The organism is Patescibacteria group bacterium, from assembly GCA_038065315.1.
Taxonomy (GTDB): Bacteria; Patescibacteriota; Minisyncoccia; order Phycocordibacterales; family JBBTRF01; genus JBBTRF01.
Window position 1 is genome coordinate 54,872 of the sequence record JBBTRF010000002.1, and the last position, 19,520, is coordinate 74,391.

General features: G+C 52.6%; 18 protein-coding genes. 13 read left to right on the forward strand and 5 right to left on the reverse strand.

The window, feature by feature from the left end; all coding sequences use genetic code 11:
- Positions 1–47: 47 nt before the first annotated feature.
- Positions 48–1,376: a phosphopyruvate hydratase gene (eno, locus tag AAB391_03975; protein ID MEK7645442.1), complete on the forward strand. Its 1,329-nt coding sequence runs from the start codon at positions 48–50 to the stop codon at positions 1,374–1,376.
- 223 nt (positions 1,377–1,599) lie between these two features.
- Here the strand turns inward: eno and AAB391_03980 are convergent, their stop codons facing one another.
- The 4 genes from AAB391_03980 to AAB391_03995 form a co-directional block, all read right to left on the reverse strand.
- Positions 1,600–1,998: a type II toxin-antitoxin system PemK/MazF family toxin gene (locus AAB391_03980; GenBank protein ID MEK7645443.1), complete on the reverse strand. Its 399-nt coding sequence runs from the start codon at positions 1,996–1,998 to the stop codon at positions 1,600–1,602.
- 116 nt (positions 1,999–2,114) lie between these two features.
- Positions 2,115–2,687, reverse strand: coding sequence for a GNAT family protein (locus AAB391_03985; protein MEK7645444.1), 573 nt, complete (start codon positions 2,685–2,687; stop codon positions 2,115–2,117).
- A 917-nt stretch (positions 2,688–3,604) separates the two neighbouring features.
- Positions 3,605–4,012, reverse strand: a complete 408-nt coding sequence (locus AAB391_03990; protein MEK7645445.1) for a hypothetical protein — start codon at positions 4,010–4,012, stop codon at positions 3,605–3,607.
- Between the two features lie 240 nt (positions 4,013–4,252).
- Complete coding sequence (locus AAB391_03995) at positions 4,253–4,939, reverse strand: MBL fold metallo-hydrolase (protein ID MEK7645446.1); 687 nt, start codon at positions 4,937–4,939, stop codon at positions 4,253–4,255.
- A gap of 509 nt (positions 4,940–5,448) precedes the next feature.
- Here AAB391_03995 and AAB391_04000 point away from each other — a divergent pair.
- Positions 5,449–6,186, forward strand: a complete 738-nt coding sequence (locus tag AAB391_04000; protein ID MEK7645447.1) for a helix-turn-helix domain-containing protein — start codon at positions 5,449–5,451, stop codon at positions 6,184–6,186.
- Between the two features lie 113 nt (positions 6,187–6,299).
- Here the strand turns inward: AAB391_04000 and AAB391_04005 are convergent, their stop codons facing one another.
- A complete protein-coding gene (locus tag AAB391_04005; GenBank protein ID MEK7645448.1) occupies positions 6,300–7,358 on the reverse strand; it encodes a hypothetical protein in 1,059 nt (352 codons plus the stop codon).
- Positions 7,359–7,496: 138 nt separating this feature from the next.
- Between AAB391_04005 and gpmI the strand changes: the two genes are divergently transcribed.
- The 11 genes from gpmI to AAB391_04060 all read left to right on the forward strand — a co-directional run bounded on the left by gpmI (position 7,497) and on the right by AAB391_04060 (position 19,439).
- On the forward strand, positions 7,497–9,122 hold the full coding sequence (gpmI, locus tag AAB391_04010) for a 2,3-bisphosphoglycerate-independent phosphoglycerate mutase (protein MEK7645449.1): 1,626 nt from the start codon (positions 7,497–7,499) through the stop codon (positions 9,120–9,122).
- A gap of 7 nt (positions 9,123–9,129) precedes the next feature.
- Positions 9,130–10,185 (forward strand): AI-2E family transporter, encoded by a 1,056-nt coding sequence (locus AAB391_04015; GenBank protein MEK7645450.1) that lies wholly within the window; start codon positions 9,130–9,132, stop codon positions 10,183–10,185.
- A 38-nt stretch (positions 10,186–10,223) separates the two neighbouring features.
- Complete coding sequence (locus AAB391_04020; GenBank protein MEK7645451.1) at positions 10,224–11,132, forward strand: MYG1 family protein; 909 nt, start codon at positions 10,224–10,226, stop codon at positions 11,130–11,132.
- Positions 11,133–11,159: 27 nt separating this feature from the next.
- Positions 11,160–12,194, forward strand: coding sequence for an Obg family GTPase CgtA (cgtA, locus tag AAB391_04025; protein MEK7645452.1), 1,035 nt, complete (start codon positions 11,160–11,162; stop codon positions 12,192–12,194).
- Between the two features lie 99 nt (positions 12,195–12,293).
- Positions 12,294–13,364: a Fic family protein gene (locus AAB391_04030; protein MEK7645453.1), complete on the forward strand. Its 1,071-nt coding sequence runs from the start codon at positions 12,294–12,296 to the stop codon at positions 13,362–13,364.
- Between the two features lie 48 nt (positions 13,365–13,412).
- Positions 13,413–14,933 carry an Asp-tRNA(Asn)/Glu-tRNA(Gln) amidotransferase subunit GatB gene (gatB, locus tag AAB391_04035; protein ID MEK7645454.1) on the forward strand — a complete coding sequence of 507 codons (1,521 nt, stop codon included), beginning with the start codon at positions 13,413–13,415 and terminating at the stop codon, positions 14,931–14,933.
- Positions 14,934–15,020: 87 nt separating this feature from the next.
- Complete coding sequence (locus AAB391_04040) at positions 15,021–15,488, forward strand: hypothetical protein (protein MEK7645455.1); 468 nt, start codon at positions 15,021–15,023, stop codon at positions 15,486–15,488.
- Positions 15,489–15,514: 26 nt separating this feature from the next.
- On the forward strand, positions 15,515–16,198 hold the full coding sequence (locus AAB391_04045; protein ID MEK7645456.1) for a hypothetical protein: 684 nt from the start codon (positions 15,515–15,517) through the stop codon (positions 16,196–16,198).
- A gap of 5 nt (positions 16,199–16,203) precedes the next feature.
- Positions 16,204–17,196, forward strand: coding sequence for a hypothetical protein (locus tag AAB391_04050; GenBank protein ID MEK7645457.1), 993 nt, complete (start codon positions 16,204–16,206; stop codon positions 17,194–17,196).
- Positions 17,197–17,206: 10 nt separating this feature from the next.
- On the forward strand, positions 17,207–17,962 hold the full coding sequence (locus AAB391_04055) for a hypothetical protein (protein ID MEK7645458.1): 756 nt from the start codon (positions 17,207–17,209) through the stop codon (positions 17,960–17,962).
- Between the two features lies 1 nt (position 17,963).
- Positions 17,964–19,439, forward strand: a complete 1,476-nt coding sequence (locus AAB391_04060; GenBank protein ID MEK7645459.1) for a hypothetical protein — start codon at positions 17,964–17,966, stop codon at positions 19,437–19,439.
- The last annotated feature ends 81 nt before the right edge of the window (positions 19,440–19,520 follow it).

Genomic DNA, 19,520 nt, shown 5'->3' on the forward strand with positions numbered 1-19,520 from the left:
GCTATGATACGTGTCTTACTATTTTTAATAACGATATTTCCCCTGCAATGAAGCACATCATTTCCAAGATTATTGGCCGAGAGATCCTCGATTCACGTGGCAACCCGACTGTCGAGGTGGATGTCGTTTTGAAAGACGGAACCCTGGGTCGCGCAGCTGTCCCTTCGGGTGCCTCGACTGGCTCTCATGAAGCAGTCGAGCTTCGCGACGGCGACGCGAAGCGATATCTTGGCAAAGGCGTGCTGAAGGCGGTGGCAAATGTGAACGGTCCTCTGGCCAAGGCGCTCTGCGGAAAAGGCAAGGGTCCGAAAAAGGATGGTTGGGAACAGCGTTCGCTCGACGCAGCCATGATTGCTCTCGATGGCACGCCAAACAAGGGCAAGCTCGGCGCCAATGCCATCCTCGGTATCTCGATGGCTTTTGCTCGCGCGGCGGCTGAAGCAGAGGGCAAGGCACTCTTCCGATATTTTGCGATGATTTCCAAGACCGGCAACCAGATGCGTTTGCCAGTGCCGATGATGAACGTTTTGAACGGCGGCAAGCACGCGGAGAAGTCCACCGACTTTCAAGAGTTCATGATTATGCCAGTTGGGATGAAGTCTTTTAGCGAAGCACTCCGAGCTGGTGCAGAAATCTTCCACACTTTGAAAAAGATTCTTCATTCTCGAAATCTCGCAACTACCGTCGGTGATGAGGGGGGCTTTGCGCCGTCGCTTGGTACCAACGAAGCCGCTTTGACTGTGATCATGGAGGCCATTGCCAAGGCAGGGTACAAGGCGGGCAGTGAGATCGCGATTGCACTTGATTGTGCTGCGACCGAGCTCTACAAGGCCGGCGAAAACGGCAAAGAAGGCACTTATCTCCTCGCGAGCGAAAACAAGACACTCACGAGCGCGCAGCTTGTCGACATGTACGCTTCATGGTGTGCGAAGTATCCGATCGTGTCGATCGAGGATGGTTTGGCGGAAGACGACTGGGCCGGCTACGAACTCCTCACTAAGAAGCTCGGCAAGAAAGTGCAGATTGTCGGTGATGACCTTTTTGTCACCAATATCGCACGCCTCAAAATGGGTATCGAGAAGAAGGTGGGTAATTCTATCTTGATCAAGCTCAATCAGATTGGCACCGTGTCTGAGACTATTGATGCAATCAACATGGCCAAGAAGGCCGGCTACACTTCGATCATCTCTCATCGCTCTGGTGAGACTGAGGATTCGACCATTGCCGACTTCGTGGTGGGTACCGGCGCGGGTCAGATCAAGACCGGCTCGCTCTCTCGCAGTGACCGCGTGGCGAAGTATAATCAGCTTTTGCGAATCGAGGAGACTCTCGGAAAGAAGGCGAGCTATCCGGGGAAGGCGGCGTTTAAGGCTTAAACTAGAAGGGGCTTTTTAGGCGCTTGCATTTATTTTTGGCTGTCCTATAATTAGTCCACTCTAGCCGTAAATCCGGCTCCCGAGATTCCTCCCAGCGATGGGATGTTTCGCCAAGCGTTTCGCAACAAGGCCTTCACCTTTTACTTCAGGCATCTTGCGACAACGTAACTCTAGCCGTAAATCCGGCTCCCGAGATTCCTCCCAGCGATGGGAGGTTTCGCTTTTATAGGCTTCTACGCACTTTCTCTAAGAGTTGTTGAAAAGGGGCCGGTTCCATTCTCCACATTATTCTCGAAAGTCTTCGAGCACTTATCGTTCTCAGTTGAGAAAAAATAATGCCGTAGTAAATTCCGTCATGGGTGTGTCCATATATGTACTGCCCATCTCTCTCCTTGCTTGTTGTCGGAGCGATAAGGAGCTTGTCTCTATTGTACTTCTTCAACACAATTACCGGTCTTTCAAATTTTTCATGTTTTCCATCTTCTTCTCTCCCGATATTCACCCCTAGACTAGCCCACCACACCTCGCCCTCCTTGAACGGTGTAAAAATTTCAGTTGCGTCCAACGTTTTCTTTATCGTATTCCACCTGTCGAAATCTTTTTTGTATCCTAGGTCGTCCATCTATTCAGCTTAGCAAAACACCGATAGAGAAACTGCCAAGAAAGGTTCAAGAAATCCCTAATTTCTGATAAAGAAAAAATAAAACCCGACGACAAATACTTGTCGTCGGGTTCGCCTCAAATGACGCCGGTCTTCTGATACTTCTTCCACAGCGGCAGCCAGCTTTCGCGAAACACCGCGAGCCAGATCTCGTCGTAGAAAACGCCATCCCGGAAGAACTGCGCCTTGCGACGAGCTTCTTCCCGATATCCGCACTTTTCGCTGTAACGCTTGCTCCGCCCGTTGAAGGCGAGCACGTTTGAGCTGATCTTGCGGAGTCCAAGGCGATTGAAGGCGTAGTCGAGCATCAGCATCTTCGCTTCGCTGCCGTAACCCTTGCCCAAGTACTCCTTTTCTCCGATCATCGCGCCAGTGGTCGCGGTTCCGTTGATCCAATTGATCTGATGGATTGCCATCACGCCGATCGCCTTGCCGTTTTTGGTGGTAAGGATGAAGACGACATCGGTTTGCTTTTGTTCGGATACGCGCTCAAGCCATTTCTCTTCGTCCTTTTCCAACATCGGGAAATTGACCGCAAGGTAGTGATTTACTTCGGGGTCGTTGATCCAGCGCAAAAGAAGAGGGAGGTCTTTTTTGAGCGGGGGACGCAGATTAACTTTTCGTCCAGCACGGAATACGAGTGTTTTCATGGGATGTGTTTTTTGCAATGAACTACACGGCCGCAAGATCGCTCTTGCTTTTCGAACCGTACTGAACGCGGAACAGAAAATCCCGACTTTCGTTCAGTCGGGATTTGTCTAAATAGTATTGGAGTCAGCGATTACTGATTACAATAGGGATTTACACACATTGCGACTGAATAAAACGGGCTGTCGGTGTCCTTTCGGGACGCGACGAAGACGCCATAGAGGGTGGCGTTTGGTCCGATATTCATATGTTCGCATGGGTAATGCATGAGAGTATAATAGCACGGGTGTAAAATAAAGTCAAATACTTTACATACATTAAAAACCATGTTACGGTGGGTCCAGAAAGCTTGAATTATGCCGACACTATACTCACTATCGACCACCATTCCTTTAGATGCCAACGGTAACCCAATAGGCGAAAGTGCCCCAACAACAGCAGAGATCCTCGCGACATCTGGTCTACTCCATCTGTTTCTGGGCAGTAGGTTTCTGGTGGAGGACGATGGCGGAGTCCGGAGAGTTCAGGTTGACGAAATGCTGACATTTCCCCTGACTGACACGGTCAATTTTCACCCAAAAAGTGCGTGCCCTCAATTACTACTCCTTGCGAACCTGGTTCCATTACGGGAAGCCGAGCCAGCGATTGCGGACAGAGAGGCAAGAACATTTTGTCTCTGCGGAGTCTGTGTTGTATCACAGCAACAATTGAATTTTTACTTCCAAGAGGGAAGACTCAAAGTCCGCATCAGTTGAAGGGTTTGTGTCGAACCACTCCTTGCCCCAGGCAGGAGCGGTTTTTTATTTACCTGGATCCTGTGCTTCCGAAGGGATGGATCGGGGTCGTGCAGGATTTTCAGACAAAGAAAAAACCGCGTGGCGCACTGGGCGTCACGCGGTTCGAGAGTGTCAGTCAGGCTTTACTTTTTCATGTCTTCATCAGGGATCAATTCAGCGGTCTGGAGACACATGGGTGAATCGAAGCAGAAGTAGGTTCCGTCCTTGGACCGACCGAAGCTGGTGAGCCAGACAGTCACCCTGTCGCCAACCTGTAGCGGCTTGCCGCTGAAGGCGAGGGGGCGGTAGGTGGGGTCGCCGTCGGTCCAGACTTCGACCTGATACAGTCCGTGATATTCCACGACTCGGGTCACCGTACCGGTCTGGACCTTTGGCCCGTAGATCGGAACAGACTTGGCGATGAGGCGGATCTCTTGTGAGGATTTGTCATCCGGTGCGAAATGCGCCCAGGCAATGAGAGTCAACACCGCGGCGATAAAAATGCAACCGAACCGGGTGACAGAGCGGAATTCTTTGTCGAGAGTCTTCATGTGTGGAGTGCAAATGAACCGATACATACTGAGGGTATGCGCCTTGTCGGGGTGATGGATTACTCTGCATCAACACCCTAACGCTGGTAGTATTATAGCACGCAATATGGCAAAAAGTCAAGGTCTGGGAAATGGCTCAGATGAAGGTTATTTTGCGCCAAAGAGAAAGAAAAAAGCGCGCAACCGGAGTTGCGCGCTTTGCGTATGTTTGGCCGTTTCCGACCTTTTGAGAAGCCGTATTCACACCCGAAACGTATCGGCCTCGCGGGCGAAGCAGAGCTTGGTGCCGGGGAAAGCCTCGGCAAACTCCGCCTGCATTTCGGCTTCGAACTTGCGGAGGTCCGCATCAGGCCGGCTCGGATCGTGATGGCCGACGAGGATCGTGCCCGGCACGACTTCGCATTGGCTGAGTGCGGCGCGGAGCATGCCTGGTGTCGAGTGACCCCAACCTTTGCGGCTCATGGCCGGTCCACCGGCGATGCCTGCTTGGCCAGCATGCTCTTCGTCGCGATACTGCACATCGACATAGAGAATGGCAGCACCGGAGACAAACTTCGCGTATTCAGCACGATGAGTTTCGTCGGACAACTCCTCGTCGGTGGTGACGACCACGTCTCCGTGAGGGAGAGCGATGCGGAAGCCGGCGGCTTGGCCGGGATGATTCAGCGGCAAGGTCTTCACCGAGACATCGCCGACCTGCAGCGAGCTGCCAAGGGCGAATTCCTGGATCGAGTGCGTGATGCCGAAGGTCGCGGGCGAGACGGGCCAGGTGTCGGGCGAGAAGTCGCCAGCAAGCACTTCACGGAAGGAGCGGCCTGGCAGGATCGGCGTGTGGATCGAGCGCACGTAGCCGTTCTTGAACAGCATGGTGTTGCTCTGGACTCCCGCACGATGATCCATGTGGAAGTGTGTCTGGAGACCGTTCACGCCGGTGACCTGGCGCTCGCGGAAGAACTCCGCGACGCGGGGGACGCCGGTGCCGTTATCGATGAAGATCCCCATGCCACCTGGCAGGACGATCCCGAGGGCCGTCGTGTTGGTGCCGAATTCGGTCCGAAACGAGTGCGGTCCGACCGGAGCTTCGTCCGCGATCGGGCCGGAGCTCATTGGGCCTATCGGGCCGCCATTGATTTTCACAGCCGGTGCAGGGCTAGTGCCGCCGCAGCCGCCGATGAAGAAGAACGCGGTTTCCGATTGCGTGAGCGCCGGGAAGGGCGGGGCCGATACGCTGACGGTGGGGGCGAGACTGTTTACTGAGGCATTGGTGTTCATATGGTTTCCTTTCAATGAGCAACGGCGCGAGGGTTATTAGGTAGTATGTATTTGCTGAAACTCGCGCCGTTGTTCTGGGGTCATCGTATCGCCGAAGGGCAAGTGGCACAATACATTTTGTCGAATAATTCGACAGAAAATTGTGATGGTGCTAGAATAGCCTTATGGCAACAGAACCATTGCAACTCATCAAAAACCTCGGCCTTTCGGACAAGGCAGCAAAAGTGTACCTGGCATGCCTTGAGCTCGGCGAGGCAACGGTCCAAGACCTCGCCCGCCGAGCAAAACTCAAGCGCACCACTATCTACTACACCCTCGAAGAGCTCAAAGATATTGGCGCAATTTTCCAGACCAAGCGCAATAAAAAGATCTATTTTCTTCCCGAAGAGCCGGCGAATCTGCTGAAGCATGTGCGCGAGCGCGTGTGGGATGTCGAGCGTTCCATCCATGTACTCGAAGAAAAGAAGCACGCCATCTTCCGCAAGCCACGCCTGTATTTTCTCTATGGCCCGAGCGGTTTCAAGCATGTCTGGGACATGATCTTTCAATCGAAACAAAAAGAATATCGCATCCTCACCGAAGGTGTGAATTTTCTCGATTTCGTGAAGGAGCGCTATATCCTCGACGAGATCATCAAGAACAAAAAGAAGCTTGGCATCTCGAGCAAGCAGCTTATCGTCGATTCCGAATACGCCCGCGAGATTGTGGAAAAGGATCCGCAGGAAAATCGCCGCTCAAAGATCCTGCCGGCCAAGTATCAACTGCCATTTACTGAGGTGATCACCAAAGAATTCGTCGCTTTCATTTCGCCGCGCTGGGACAACACGCTTTTTGTCGTGGAAAACGAAGCCTTTGCGCAGACCCGCCTGGCGGCATTTGAGATGTTGTGGGAGAAGATGTAGCGAAAGAAGAAAGTGAAAGAAAAATACGAATAAAGAAAAACGCGCGGAGCTTGGGGGCTCCGCGCGTCTGCGTTGGTTGTCGAGTGACGATCGATGATGTGTCGCTCCTGGCGTCAACTCTCCTTCTCGTCTTTGTCCGTCGCGCGGCGCAACTTCTCGCGGAGGCCAGGGTAGCGTTTGAGCAATCCCGCAAGATCCCCTCCTTCTGGACCGGACAAGACACCTTCAAGCACAAGGACGTTTTCAGATCCAGACTCATCATCCTTGCTGCAGGCCACCAAGTGCCAACCGTCTCGGAGGGCAATCGAGTCACTGCGCTCATCGAGCGGATCCATGTGAGCGTCGCGCATCATGGCCCAGGCCAAGTTGCGGACGATCCGCTCTTGGCGTTCGAGAATTTTGTTCTCGCCCTGCATGCCGTTTTTCGCCCTTTCGAGCTCCCGCAAAAGGGCCTTGCCTTGTGTGGGGTTATCGGCCAGATTTTCGAGCACTTCAGCGAAGGCTCGGAGGGCTGCGGCTTGGCAGCGGAACGATTGGCACTTGAGTTTGTCGGCCAACCGCCAGAGCCCTTTGATGCGGCCATCGGTGATGACGGCGATCTTGTCGTCCCCAGATTCCACCTCGCAGCCGAGGTTGTCGTCATCCGGACCTGAACTGTCATCCGCACCAGACCGCATGAATTGGATGAGTTCGAACATGGTCATCCGGACCTGATGCTCAGGTTTCGTCACGAACGGGTCGGCTTCTGCTGCAGCAGCTGGTGACAGGATCTGCCAGGACTCGTCCATGCCGAGGCTCTTGCATGTCGTCAATCCAGGCACTTCCCACCGCGCCATTTCAAAGAAGAGCTGATAAAGCACGTTGGCTTGATTGGCCCAGTGATCGAAAGAGCGTTGGAACTTTTGGCAATCAACTGTGGTGTGGGTAGCCTTGCCATGAATGGCTGCATGTTGAGCCTCCAGCTCGGCGAGCATCTCCTTCAGGCTGAAGCTAAGTGTCAGCAGGCCCTGGCTGAATGGCAGCTTGATCTGCCCCCTCGGAATCCAGTCATCACCAAACTTCGGGATTTTTGCGGGGAAGGGGAGCTGTGCGTTGCTGTCGAGGGCGGCTACATTTGCTAGGAGGCCCATTAAGGCTCCCTTGGTCATCGGACGGGTGGGTGTTGTCGTCATAGATGTGTCGATGTGCACTGCGTTCACTGCCTGAATTGGCAGGGAGCAACGTTGTATTGTCCGCTCAACATACTACACATTTTCTACAAGCTGTCAATACTAGAAAGATGTTGCAAATACAGGGTACAATAGCGCTCTATGGCCAAAAAATCGAACACTGCTTTGAGGTCGCAGATCACCCTCATCATCCTCGACGGCTGGGGTCATCGAGAGGATGCAGAGCACAATGCAATTGCCGCCGCGAAGACGCCGAATTTTACGCGTCTTTGGAAAAACTCGCCGCACGCACTGCTTCAGGCGAGCGGCGCACATGTTGGCTTGCCGGATGGCCAGATGGGAAATAGCGAGATCGGCCACACCACCATTGGCGCCGGCAAGGTGATCGACACTGAGCTTGTGCGCATCGGCAAGGCGATCCGCACAGGTGAATTCGACAACAATCCGGCCTTCCTCGCATTGTTTGATCATGTCAAAAAACATCGTTCGACGCTCCATGTGCAGGGCTTGCTTTCGGACGGCGGCGTACACAGCCACCAGGAGCACCTCTACGCTTTTCTGAAAGCCGCAAAAAAACACGGCGTCACACGTATTGCTATTCACGCCTTCACTGACGGTCGCGATACGGCGCCGCAGAGCGCGGCGAAATATTTGAAAGATCTTGAAAAAGTCCTCGCCGAGGTCGGTGTCGGCTTTATCGCCACTGTTTCTGGCCGCTTCTATGCGATGGACCGCGACAACAATTGGGACCGTCTCGCCAAAGCCGAGCAGGCGATGTTTGAATGCAAGGGCAATGTCTGCACGGTGAGCAGCGACAAAACCGTATCGGCACACGTGGAGGCGCTGTACAAGCAGGGCAAGCTTGACGAGCATCTAGAGCCGATTGTGTGTATTGGTCTTGGTGTCGACGGGGCCGAGGTTGCAGGACCTGGCACGAATGGCTGTGCCATCCAGGACAACGACGCCGTGCTTTTCTTCAACTTCCGCGCCGACCGCGCCCGCATGCTGTCGCAGAAAATGCTCGAGAAGCAGGCGAAGAATAATGTGTGCTTTGCGACGTTCACCGAGTATTCGACTGAATTCAAGTGTCTCGTGGCGTTTCCGCCGGCGACCATCGAGACGACGCTCGCCGGCGAGATCTCTAAGGCCGGTCTGACCCAGGCGCACATTGCGGAAACAGAAAAATTCCCACACGCCACCTACTTTTTGAATGGCGGCCGCGAGGAGCCGTATGCTGGCGAGCGACATATCATGCTCGCGAGCCGCAAGGATGTGCCGACACACGACCTCGCACCAAAGATGCGCGCGGAGGCGATCGCCGACAAAGCGATCGAAGAAATCGCAGCAGGTACTGATTTTATTTTCATAAACTTCGCCAATCCCGACATGGTGGGGCATACAGCCAATGTCCCCGCGATCATTGAGGCAATAGAAGAGACCGACACGCAGCTTGGTCGGGTGATGGATGCGATCGTCGTTCGTGCTGCCAAGGCGGGCACTACGAATCTTGCGTTCATCACCGCCGATCACGGCAATGCGGAGGTGAATATCGACCCGATCACCGGCACCAAACACACTTCGCACACGCTCAGCCCGGTGCCGGCGATTTTGTCGGGCAGCGTGGCAAAGGAGGACGGGGCGGCTCAGAGCGTCGCCGCAACTTTGCCACAAATCCACAACGGTGGCCTCTCCGATATTGCTCCGACCATCCTCGCGTTGCTACATCTTCCACAGCCTGCGACCATGACAGGAAAAAGTCTGTTATAATCTGTACATGTCGATACAAGTGCCGAATCGTCTGCAGCTTAATTTCTTTTACGTTTTTCTCTTTGTCATTTCGGTTACGTGTGTGTTGATTTTCTTGCCGTACGTGAGCGCGCTTTTCTTGGCACTTGTGCTGTCGGTCATCTTTAACCCGCTCTATCAGCGAATTCACAAGTACACCTTCAAGACAAATAGCCTGGCCTCATTTATCACGGTACTCATCGTGTCGGTGCTCATCTTGGTACCGCTCGGCTTCTTGGTGTATTTCCTTTTTCAAGAAGTGAAGGCCGTCTACGGATACTTCACCGACGGTGGTGGCAGTGTGGTGTGGGCAGACTATCTTGGTCGCGGACAAATGTTTCTCGGGAATATTTTGCCGGACAATTTGGTGCCAGAGACTACTATCGGCGACTTGGAAAATTACCTCAACAATTTCTATCAATGGGTCGGAGCTCATTTTCAGACGATTTTCAACAACGCCGTGAGTGTCGCCGGCAACCTCTTTGTCTTTATTCTCGCTCTGTATTTCTTCTTCCGCGATGGCGATAAATTCAGAAAGATGATCCTCCGTTTGTCGCCGCTCAACGACAAGCACGATGAGACGATTTTGAAAAAAATGGCGGTTTCGGTCAACTCGGTGGTGAAGGGGTCACTCCTAGTAGCGGTGCTGCAGGGCCTGCTCACCAGCCTCGGTTTCTGGATGTTTGGCGTGCCATCGCCGGTGCTGTGGGGTATGGTGACCGTACTCGTTTCTTTGGTCCCGGGCGTTGGTACGGCGATCACTATTATTCCCGCTGCCTTGTTCATTGCGCTATCCGAAGGGATGCTGCCCGCAGCCGGCCTTTTGGCCTGGGGGGTGCTCATTGTCGGTACGATGGACAATTTCCTCCGACCGCTCATTATCGAGCGCGGTATTCCGATCCATCCGTTTCTCATCTTGCTCTCGGTGTTTGGCGGTCTCGGTCTTTTCGGGGCGATCGGCTTCCTTGTTGGTCCGATCATTCTCAGCTTGCTTTTCGTACTCATGGAGATTTATTCGGACGTGGTGTCGCCAAAGGAAAGCTAGCTGGACGGACCCCATGCTCAGTGTGTTATATTGAGTAGATGAAATGGTTTCAAACAACTCGCATTGTCACACATAGTGGCAGCTTTCATCCCGACGATTTATTGGCGGTCGCTACACTTCGTGCTGTGCTGAAAAAGCGTGGCGTGAGCCGTGTGAAATTGGTACGTACCCGCGAACAATCGGAAATTGCGAAGGCGGATTTTGTCGTGGATGTTGGTGGGGAATATGATCCGTCGCACAATCGTTTCGATCACCATCAGGCGGCCGGTGCTGGTGCTCGTGCAAACGGTATTCCGTACGCTTCTTTTGGTTTGGTGTGGAAAGCTTTTGGTGTTGAGCTGTGCGGTTCGGAAAAAGTTGCCGCAGTCATTGACGGTGAATTGGTGCAGGTGGTGGATGCGATCGACAATGGTGTGGAGATTTGCTCTTCGGTCATTGGCGACGTGCACCCATACACCTTCGGTCACGCACTTTCATCTTTTTTGCCGAGCTGGAAAGAGCTCGCGGATACGAAGGTGACCGCCGACACGGCTTTTGCTAAGGCGCTCGTGTTTGCCGAGGCAGTGCTGACGCGTGAGATTGCACGTGCGAAAGATGCCGAAGAAGGTCGTGCGAATGTTGAAAAAGCGTATCGTGATGCCGAAGACAAGCGCGTCGTCGTACTTGATCAATCATATGTATGGGGCGACGTGCTTCGAGTGTATCCAGAACCGCTCTACGTGATCTATCCGCAAGGCGCCGACAAATGGCATGTGAAAGCCGTTCGAAATGATCCGAATTCGTTCAAAAATCGCCGGGATCTCCCGACGACATGGGCAGGGAAGCGTGATGCCGAATTCGCTCAGTTGACCGGCGTCGCCGACGCGCTCTTTTGCCACAAAAATCTCTTCTTGGCAGTGGCGGGGTCGCTGGAAGGGGCCAAAAAGCTGGCAAAACTGGCCATTTAAGCGTTTTTGACGTATAGTGTTGAAACTATGGCCTTTATAGACGATATTGTCATCCATTTGAAGGCCGGCGACGGCGGTCACGGCGTAGTGCGTTGGCGTGCGGAAAAGGGTAAGCCAAAGGCCGGTGCGGCAGGCGGCAACGGTGGTCATGGCGGCTCGGTGTTTTTGCATGCGATTCGCGATATCGGCGTGCTGGTTCGCTATGCCACCGAGAAGAAATTTTCTGCTGAAAACGGCCTTTCTGGCATGAAAAAGAGTATGGATGGTCGTGGTGGCAAGGACCTCCACCTTGATATTCCTCTCGGTTCGATTGTCACCAATATGACGACCGGCGACGTGTATCAATTTCTGAAAGATGGCGAGGAGATCTGTGTACTCGATGGTGGCCGCGGCGGCTTGGGCAACGAATATTTCAAATCATCGACCAACGTCACGCCGCTCCAGCAGACCGACGGCAAAAAGGGGCAGGAGGCGGATTTTCATATCGAATTGCAGCTCATTGTGGACGCTGGATTTGCCGGGTTTCCGAATGCCGGCAAATCCAGCCTGTTGAACGCGCTCACGAATGCTCGCGCGAAAGTGGCGAGCTATCAGTTCACCACACTAGAACCAAACCTCGGCGATTTCTACGGCTTTATTTTGGCGGACATTCCAGGACTCATCGAGGGTGCCTCTGAAGGCAAGGGTCTCGGACACAAATTTTTGCGACACATCGCCCGCACCAAGCTCGTGTTCCATTGCATCTCACTTGAGAATGAAGATATTATGAAGGCGTACAAAACCATTCGCGGCGAGCTCGAGGCATACAGTCCTGAGTTGGCTGAGAAAAAAGAAATTATTATTTTGACCAAGACCGACGTGCTCACTCCTGAGCAGGTGGACGCTGCGGTGAAAAAGATGAAAAAGCTCAAGAAGGATGTGCTCACAGTGACCATTGCCGATGATGCTTCGGTGAAGACGTTTGCCGACAAGCTCGTGGCGATTTTGCGTGCTGAAGAAAAGGCGTTTGCTACTGCGGCAGAAAAAGCCGCGCTCGAAAGTGAAGGCGAGTTCAAGTTATAGGGCTAAAATAGGGCTCTAAATATGGTTATACACAGCTGGCTTGCTATACTGGGTATATTCGTGTATTATTGGGTATAGTTGGTATATAACCAATCACGTATGGAAGAAAATCGCCTCAACAAAAGAATACCACTGTCGCAAGACATCCTGGCTAGAATTTCTAAAATAGACCAATTCCAGGGTCTTTGGCAGGGCAGTCTTCGTCTTAGCCCGCAGATCCTCGGGCGTCTTAAGGCGTTCGTGATTATCACCTCAACAGGTGCCTCGACTCGTATCGAGGGAGCTAAAATGACGGACGAAGAAATCGCTCGCTTTTTGCGCGGTCTTAAAAATCAACCTCCAAAAGGTCGCGATCAGGAAGAAGTGGCCGGTTATGCCGATCTCATCGCTCGTGTTTTTGATAATTGGAAAACCATCAAGCTCACTGAGGGTTGGATACAGCAATTCCACACCATCCTTCTCCAGTTCTCAGAGAAAGACAAAATGCATAAGGGCAAATACAAAGATGGCGACAATACAGTCGTAATGGAGAACGACAAAAAGGAAAATGTTGTGCTATTTAATCCTACTCATTCGTATCTCGTAAAAGCAGAAATGCTCGCGGCAACCGAGTGGGCAAATGGGCAACTTCAAAGTCGCCAAATCCACCCAATCTTAGTGATCGCAAATTTCATCTTTGAATTTTTGGCTATTCACCCATTCTCGGATGGTAACGGGCGAGTCAGCCGCGCTCTCACCAATCTTCTGCTCCTTCAGGCGGGATACAGTTATGTGCCGTATGTATCGCTCGACGAGATCATCGAGCAGACTAAGGTTGATTATTATCTCGCGTTACGCGCAACACAAAAGAACCATGGAACTGACCGTGAAGATGTTGCGCCGTGGGTCGACTATTTCCTCACCGCTCTCACCGAACAGACCGAGCGAGCTCGCAAGATCGTGAGCGATGATCAGCCAGAAAAACTTCTCTCTGAAAAACAAAAAGAGGTCTATCAACTATTCACCGAAGATACAGAAAAGGGCAAGGAAATAGGGGTAGCTGAAATGGTCAGGCTTCTTAACGGCAGAATTGAAAGAGAAACTATCAAGCAGGCATTGTCCCGCTTGGTGAAATTGAAGCTCCTTGAACGGGTCGGACAAGGGAGGGGGACGCGATACGTAAAAATCTAAGAGTGATCAAGAAAGGCGAAATTATCAGAGATATGAGAGAATAGTGGTATGACGAAGTATATTCCCACAATCGGCTTGGAGATACATGCAGAGCTCGCGACTCGGACGAAGATGTTTTGTGCCTGCGCGAACAATACCGACGAAAAAATACCAAATACGAATGTCTGCCCGGTGTGCATGGGACATCCAGGGACTTTGCCAGTGATCAACAAGCAGGCCGTGAAGCTCGTGCTCAAAATGGGTGCGGCGGCTGGTGGCAAGCTCGCGGATTTTACCGAATTTGACCGCAAGAATTATTTTTATCCCGACATTCCGAAGGGGTATCAGATCAGCCAATACAAATATCCGCTCGTGCAGGGTGGGGAGATTGATGGTGTGGCATTGACCCGTATTCATCTTGAGGAAGATACGGCGAAGTCGACTCACGACACTGGTGCGGACAGTTTGGTGGATTTCAATCGTGCCGGCCTGCCGCTCATGGAATTGGTCACGGAACCGGTGATCCATGATGCGCAGACCGCTTCTCGTTTCGCGAAAGAATTGCAGCTCCTCCTCCAGAGCCTCGGTGCTGGCGAAGCCAACATGGAGAAAGGCGAGATGCGTGTGGAAGCGAATATCTCCATTGCTCCAGAGGGTGCGACCAAATTCGGCACGAAAGTGGAGGTGAAAAATCTCAACTCGTTTCGAGCAGTGGAGCGTGCTATCGCGTACGAAATCGCGAGACATACGAAGATCCTTGATGCAGCCGAGCGCGCAAAGAGCGAGGGTGGCGCGGCGTCTGTCTCGGCTACTGCAGAAAAGATCGTCCAAGAAACCCGTGGTTGGGACGAAAAAACGCAGTCGACATTTTCCCAGCGCGCCAAGGAGGATTCTCACGATTATCGTTATTTCCCTGACCCAGACCTACCGAAGCTGTACATCAGCGAGATCTCAGAATTTTCTCTCGCGACCCTCAAGGCTGAGTTGCCGGAATTGCCGTGGCAAAAGCGCGAGCGGTATCAAAAGGTGTACGGTCTCACGCCAAAAGAGGCAGAGATGCTGGTCGGCAGTCCAGAGGTCGGCGCGTATTTTGAAGCGATCTTGGCCGGCTTGGCTGCCAATGGCACGGCCACGTCGGGTGCGGTTGATCCAAAGAGCGTGAAGCTTGCGGCGAACTATCTTCTTTCCGACTACATCGGCTTGCTTAAGGCGGCCGCAGTGGAGGGTGAAATCTCGGTCGAAATGTTGGCAAAGATTGCGCCGACCGCTTTCTCCGAGCTGCTGCAAATGATCGCCAATGGAAAGCTTTCTTCACGCGCGGCAAAAGATATTATTGCCATCATGTATGCCGAAGGCGGTACTCCGCAGGTGATCGCCGATGCACGCGGCCTTATCCAGAAAAATGACGAAGGCGAGCTCAAAAAAATCATGGCGGAAGTCATCGCTCAAAATGCCAAAGCCGTCGCCGATTATCGAGCTGGCAAAGCCGCGGCTCTGCAGTCTTTGGTGGGGCAGGGTATGAAGGCGACAAAAGGCGGCGCGAATCCTGAGATCCTGAAGAAAATAACTCTCGAATTACTCGGCGCCTAGAGTACGACTTATCCCCACATTTTGGCCTAAATAAAAGGCGATTTGCGATATAATGACACTAATCAGCATTTAGCCTTTATATCATCCATGACCAGCAAATTCAGCCATTTTGCAGCAGTCGGACTCCTCGTGGCAGCGGGCTATTCGCTCTCACTCGGTGTCGATGGACGTCAGCAGATAGTCGCGATGTCTGAGGTGGTTGCAGATGTTGCTTCAGGCGCTGTTGGGCAAGTTGCCGACGTTTCCAAAGACGTCTTGGCCACGGCGAAGCATCTTTCGTTCGCCAACATCTACAACGCCTTCGGTATACTCACCGGTGCGGTAGAGAATGTTGAAGTGGAGCGATCCGCCGCAGCTGTCTCGCAGGTGTTGGTGGTGACAGAGGCAGACGCCGCTTTATCCGACGAAGAGCAACAAGCTCTCATTCAAGATTCATTTTCTGATACCGTGAAGGTGGTGCCGGATGCTACAAAAAAATCCGGGACGATTATCCCGGTGTTCCGAGGGGTTGAAGGTGAAAAGTATTTGTATGTCGCGGTGCCAGTGAAGAAGTAGGAGGTTTTATTCCACGAAAACATTTAATGATCAAAACATCAACACAGACAATCACAGCTCTCTCCAGAACGCTAGCACTTGCGCTCATCGGTAGCTTGCTCGCACTTGCGCTATTTCCGGCGATCGAACCATCATTCCTCGTCGCCGCTACGGCAACGGATGAAGTCGTGGTGACGTTGAATGTGGGTGCCGGTATCTCGATCACTTCGCCGGCCGACGCCACGATGAGCACCACTATCGGCATCTCGACGACAAAAGCCATCGCCACTACGACGTGGAATGTGAAGACCAACAATGCTGCCGGCTATACATTGGCTCTGAAATCCGCTACGTCTTCGACCCCGGCCATGAAGCAAGATTCCGACAACACCAAGGTCATCGCGGATAACACCGCCGGTGTCACCACGCCAGCTTTGTGGGGTAGTATGGGTGCAAACACTGCTGAATTCGGCTATAGCGGTTACGGTACGGATGTCACTACGGCAACATATGGCTCGGATAGTAGTTGTGGTGCAACGAGTACACCATCTACGGCTCTGAAATACACATCTTTGCGCACTACCGACCGCACATTGGCTTCGCGTTCTTCCACCACGACAGCCGCTGGTGTAGATACTGTCGCCTGCTATGCAGTCGAACAAGGCAGCAACTTCTTCATCGCTTCCGGAACGTATACCGCCACCGTCACTGCGACTGCTACCACACAATAAACACCATGCCCAAGACCACGAGAAAAATTTCCGCTCTCATTTTTCTCCCGCTCATTGCGACCGCGGTCTTCTTTTCCGTGCCGTTTTTGGCAGAGGCCGCCGTTTCGCCGTTTCAGATCAGTGCGGTCAATGTTGAGCCTGTTGGGGACTTCGTGCTCGAGCCGGGGAAGATCGACGTGTATCTCGAGCCGGGGGAGACGGTGACACGCACGATTTTTGTCACCAATCGCAATCCACGCAAGATCAATTTTAGGATCGAGACCGAGGATATTGAAGGAAATCGCGATCCGATCAATCCTGTGACATTGCTTGGCGAAGCTAAAGGTCCGTATCCATTCAAAGATGCGTTGTTGCCGGCGGTTACGGAATTCGAGCTCGATTTCGGACAGAAGATCGCTATTCCGATCCAGATCAAGATCCCGCTCAACGCTTCTCCAGGCGGCCACTACGCGGCGGTAATCATTTCCAACGCGCCGAGCAAATTGCAAAAGGATGTTGGCGGTGCGCGTGTCATCTCTCGGCTCGGCGCCTTGTTCTTTGTGCGCGTGAAGGGCGAAGTGAAAGAAGAAGGGCAGTTGAAGGAAGTGCGTATTGCCGGACCCCAGCAGCTGTTTTATGAAAAAGGCCCTTCAACATTTGAAGTCTTGTTTGAAAATACCGGTACGGTGCACCTTGTGCCATATGGACGTCTGCGCGTCACCAACCTCTTCGGAGAAACCATCAGTGAAGTGCCGGTCGATGCATATTTTTCTCTGCCGAGTTCGCTCCGCTATCGTGAGGTGGAATGGCAGCCGGGTTTTCTGCTCGGCAGATATACGGCGAGTGTGGAGCTCTATCGCGGATACAAAAACTCCAATGACATCAGCGATACCCAAACCGTTTCATTTTGGGTGATTCCGAAAATGTTACTGCTAGAAATATTCATTGTACTTCTTTTGATTGTCCTGGCGATTCGCTACGTTGTCACTCATTTTGAATTCCGAAAACGCAAGGAATAATAAGGCTTTTATGAGGAATATCACTATTCTCATCCTTAGCATCGGCACGATTTTTTCCGCACTGCCGGCGAATGTTTTTTCCGCCGTAATGAGTAGCGGTAATTATCAGATCGAGCGCGACTCACTGAATATTGGCGGACTGGATTCGCAAAGTGCAAGCTACGCTAGTCAAGACACGATCGGCGAGGTGGGGAGTGGGCGTTCCTCGAGTGCCTCCTATGCCGTGAATGGTGGATACCAACAAATGGCCGACTCCAGCATCTCGATCACTAGTCCGTCCGATGTCACGATGGAGGCCGTGAGCGGCTTCAGTGGCGGTACGAGTAATGGGTCAACGACGTGGCGGGTGACGACAGACAATTCGACAGGATATTCGCTTTCCGTGCGGTCCGCGGCATCACCGGCCATGGTCGGGCAGCTGAATGGTAGTTTTATTCCGAATTATACCCCCGCGACCTCAGATCCGGACTTTGCTTTCTCTGTAGGCTCGAGCGCTTCGGTGTTTGCATACACCCCAGAAGGGACACATGTGGTACAGAGATTTTTAGACAACGGTTCGGCTTGCAACACAGGGAGCGGCACGACGGCCGATGCCTGTTGGGATGCCTTCAGCACGAGCAATGTGCAAGTGGCGAGCAGTGCGTCTGCCAATACGCCATCCGGGACTGATACGACGATCAAATACCGTGTCGGTATCGGTGCTTCGCGCTTCCAAGACTCCGGCGTGTATGAGGCGACTATCATCGTGACGGCAACGACGTTATAATATGACAATGACACAGTCCGTGTTTTCCGACTTCGGCTTGCGCCACGTTGCTTTCGCGAGCGTGCTTGTTTTTGTGATCTCTTGCAAGGTACTTGCGGCGACTGCCGCTGATTCCGTGCAGGTTCAATTGCTGGTCGACAACGGTACGTCGACAAGCACCACCACTTCAGATACCGCTACGTCGTCCTCGTCCTCATCTTCGGCGAGTTCTTTTTTCGCCAACGGCATGCCGAACGGACCGCTCTCGCCGGCGGTAAACCAAAGCGAATTACCGTCGCTGCTCGATGGGAATGTGCTGGTCTCTGCCGGACAATCGCCAAATACGCGCACAGTATTCCAATGGAAAACATCCGCGCCGACGTCAGCGGTATTTGAGTGGGGCGAGACCGCTTTTTATGAAATGGGGAGGGTGAGTTTGCCCATAAATATGGCTCAGAATAAGGATAATTTTGGGTATCTGTACCAAGAAGCCGTGCCGGGTTTTGTGCCAGGAAAAACGTACTTATACCGCCTGACGGTGCGGGATGAAAATGGGCGAGTGTCCGGGTATCAGGGCACCTATGCGGTGCCTGTCGAGCCGGAACGTATCTTGCCGGAAAATGTTTCGGCCGTGGTTCTTAAGCCGGTGTCGACGCCGACTGAAAGACAAATTCTCATCCAATGGGAAAATCCTGATGCAGAAGATTTTTCCGAAGTGCGTGTAGTGCGATCGCCATTCGGTTTTCCGAAAGATCCGCTCGACGGTCGAGTAGTGTATGAAGGTGGGGCGGAAAATGTCACCGATGCATTTGCGGTTGGAGATGTCAGTGAATATTTTTATACGATTTTCGCGAAACGAAAAGATGGGACGTATTCGTCCGGCGCCGTCGCGACGACACGCGGTTTGTTTGGCGGTGCGACAGCGCCGGACAGGCCGAGTCGCTCTGCACAATCAGTGGCTGATCTAGCGGCGCTCGCCGCCGCTGATTTTTCGGTGACGCTGTATGACGCCAACGGCGGCGAGCTCGTCCACAGGCTCTCCGAGACCGGTCTTGTTGTGGTGGCGGGGGAGAGGATTACCATTTCCGCACCGTATGAGAAATTCCCCGAAGTCCTGAAGACCATTTTGGTGCATATCACGCCGTCGAGATCGGCCCCGGAAGCTATTCCGAATGCTGCCGGTCCGGCTAACAGCACCATGAGTTTTCTCCTCAGTGTCAATGCGGCAAGTACGGCTTATGAAGCGACTTTTTTGGCGCCGAGTGAAAGCGGCAGTCACGATGTCGAGGTAAAAATTCTTGACTATCACTCTGATATATTACGAAATATCACCGCACAAGACGCCTTGAACGTGAAAAAGCCGGAAACGAATTTACGAAATGTCCTGAAAAATGCAAAAAGTCAATTTAAAAGTGTGGAAAAACCCTTAGTATTAGCCATTTTTATCACCCTGATTCTCCTGACCCTTGCGCTCCGCAAAATAGTGAGGTTTTTTTAGAAAACAGCCATAATAATCCACAGTCTGAATCGGCAAAATACTGCTAAAATAAAGGCTAATCGGGCGGAAACGACGATTCGC

Bases quoted from the DNA above. Each gene is read 5' to 3' on its own strand.
- AAB391_04030 (MEK7645453.1), top strand. From the start codon at position 12,294: ATGGAAGAAAATCGCCTCAACAAAAGAATACCACTGTCGCAAGACATC.
- eno (MEK7645442.1), top strand. From the start codon at position 48: ATGAAGCACATCATTTCCAAGATTATTGGCCGAGAGATCCTCGATTCA.
- AAB391_03980 (MEK7645443.1), bottom strand. From the start codon at position 1,998: ATGGACGACCTAGGATACAAAAAAGATTTCGACAGGTGGAATACGATA.
- gatB (MEK7645454.1), top strand. From the start codon at position 13,413: ATGACGAAGTATATTCCCACAATCGGCTTGGAGATACATGCAGAGCTC.
- AAB391_03985 (MEK7645444.1), bottom strand. From the start codon at position 2,687: ATGAAAACACTCGTATTCCGTGCTGGACGAAAAGTTAATCTGCGTCCC.
- AAB391_04015 (MEK7645450.1), top strand. From the start codon at position 9,130: ATGTCGATACAAGTGCCGAATCGTCTGCAGCTTAATTTCTTTTACGTT.
- AAB391_04040 (MEK7645455.1), top strand. From the start codon at position 15,021: ATGACCAGCAAATTCAGCCATTTTGCAGCAGTCGGACTCCTCGTGGCA.
- cgtA (MEK7645452.1), top strand. From the start codon at position 11,160: ATGGCCTTTATAGACGATATTGTCATCCATTTGAAGGCCGGCGACGGC.
- AAB391_04020 (MEK7645451.1), top strand. From the start codon at position 10,224: ATGAAATGGTTTCAAACAACTCGCATTGTCACACATAGTGGCAGCTTT.
- AAB391_04060 (MEK7645459.1), top strand. From the start codon at position 17,964: ATGACAATGACACAGTCCGTGTTTTCCGACTTCGGCTTGCGCCACGTT.
- AAB391_04055 (MEK7645458.1), top strand. From the start codon at position 17,207: ATGAGGAATATCACTATTCTCATCCTTAGCATCGGCACGATTTTTTCC.
- AAB391_04005 (MEK7645448.1), bottom strand. From the start codon at position 7,358: ATGACGACAACACCCACCCGTCCGATGACCAAGGGAGCCTTAATGGGC.
- gpmI (MEK7645449.1), top strand. From the start codon at position 7,497: ATGGCCAAAAAATCGAACACTGCTTTGAGGTCGCAGATCACCCTCATC.
- AAB391_04045 (MEK7645456.1), top strand. From the start codon at position 15,515: ATGATCAAAACATCAACACAGACAATCACAGCTCTCTCCAGAACGCTA.
- AAB391_03990 (MEK7645445.1), bottom strand. From the start codon at position 4,012: ATGAAGACTCTCGACAAAGAATTCCGCTCTGTCACCCGGTTCGGTTGC.
- AAB391_04000 (MEK7645447.1), top strand. From the start codon at position 5,449: ATGGCAACAGAACCATTGCAACTCATCAAAAACCTCGGCCTTTCGGAC.
- AAB391_04050 (MEK7645457.1), top strand. From the start codon at position 16,204: ATGCCCAAGACCACGAGAAAAATTTCCGCTCTCATTTTTCTCCCGCTC.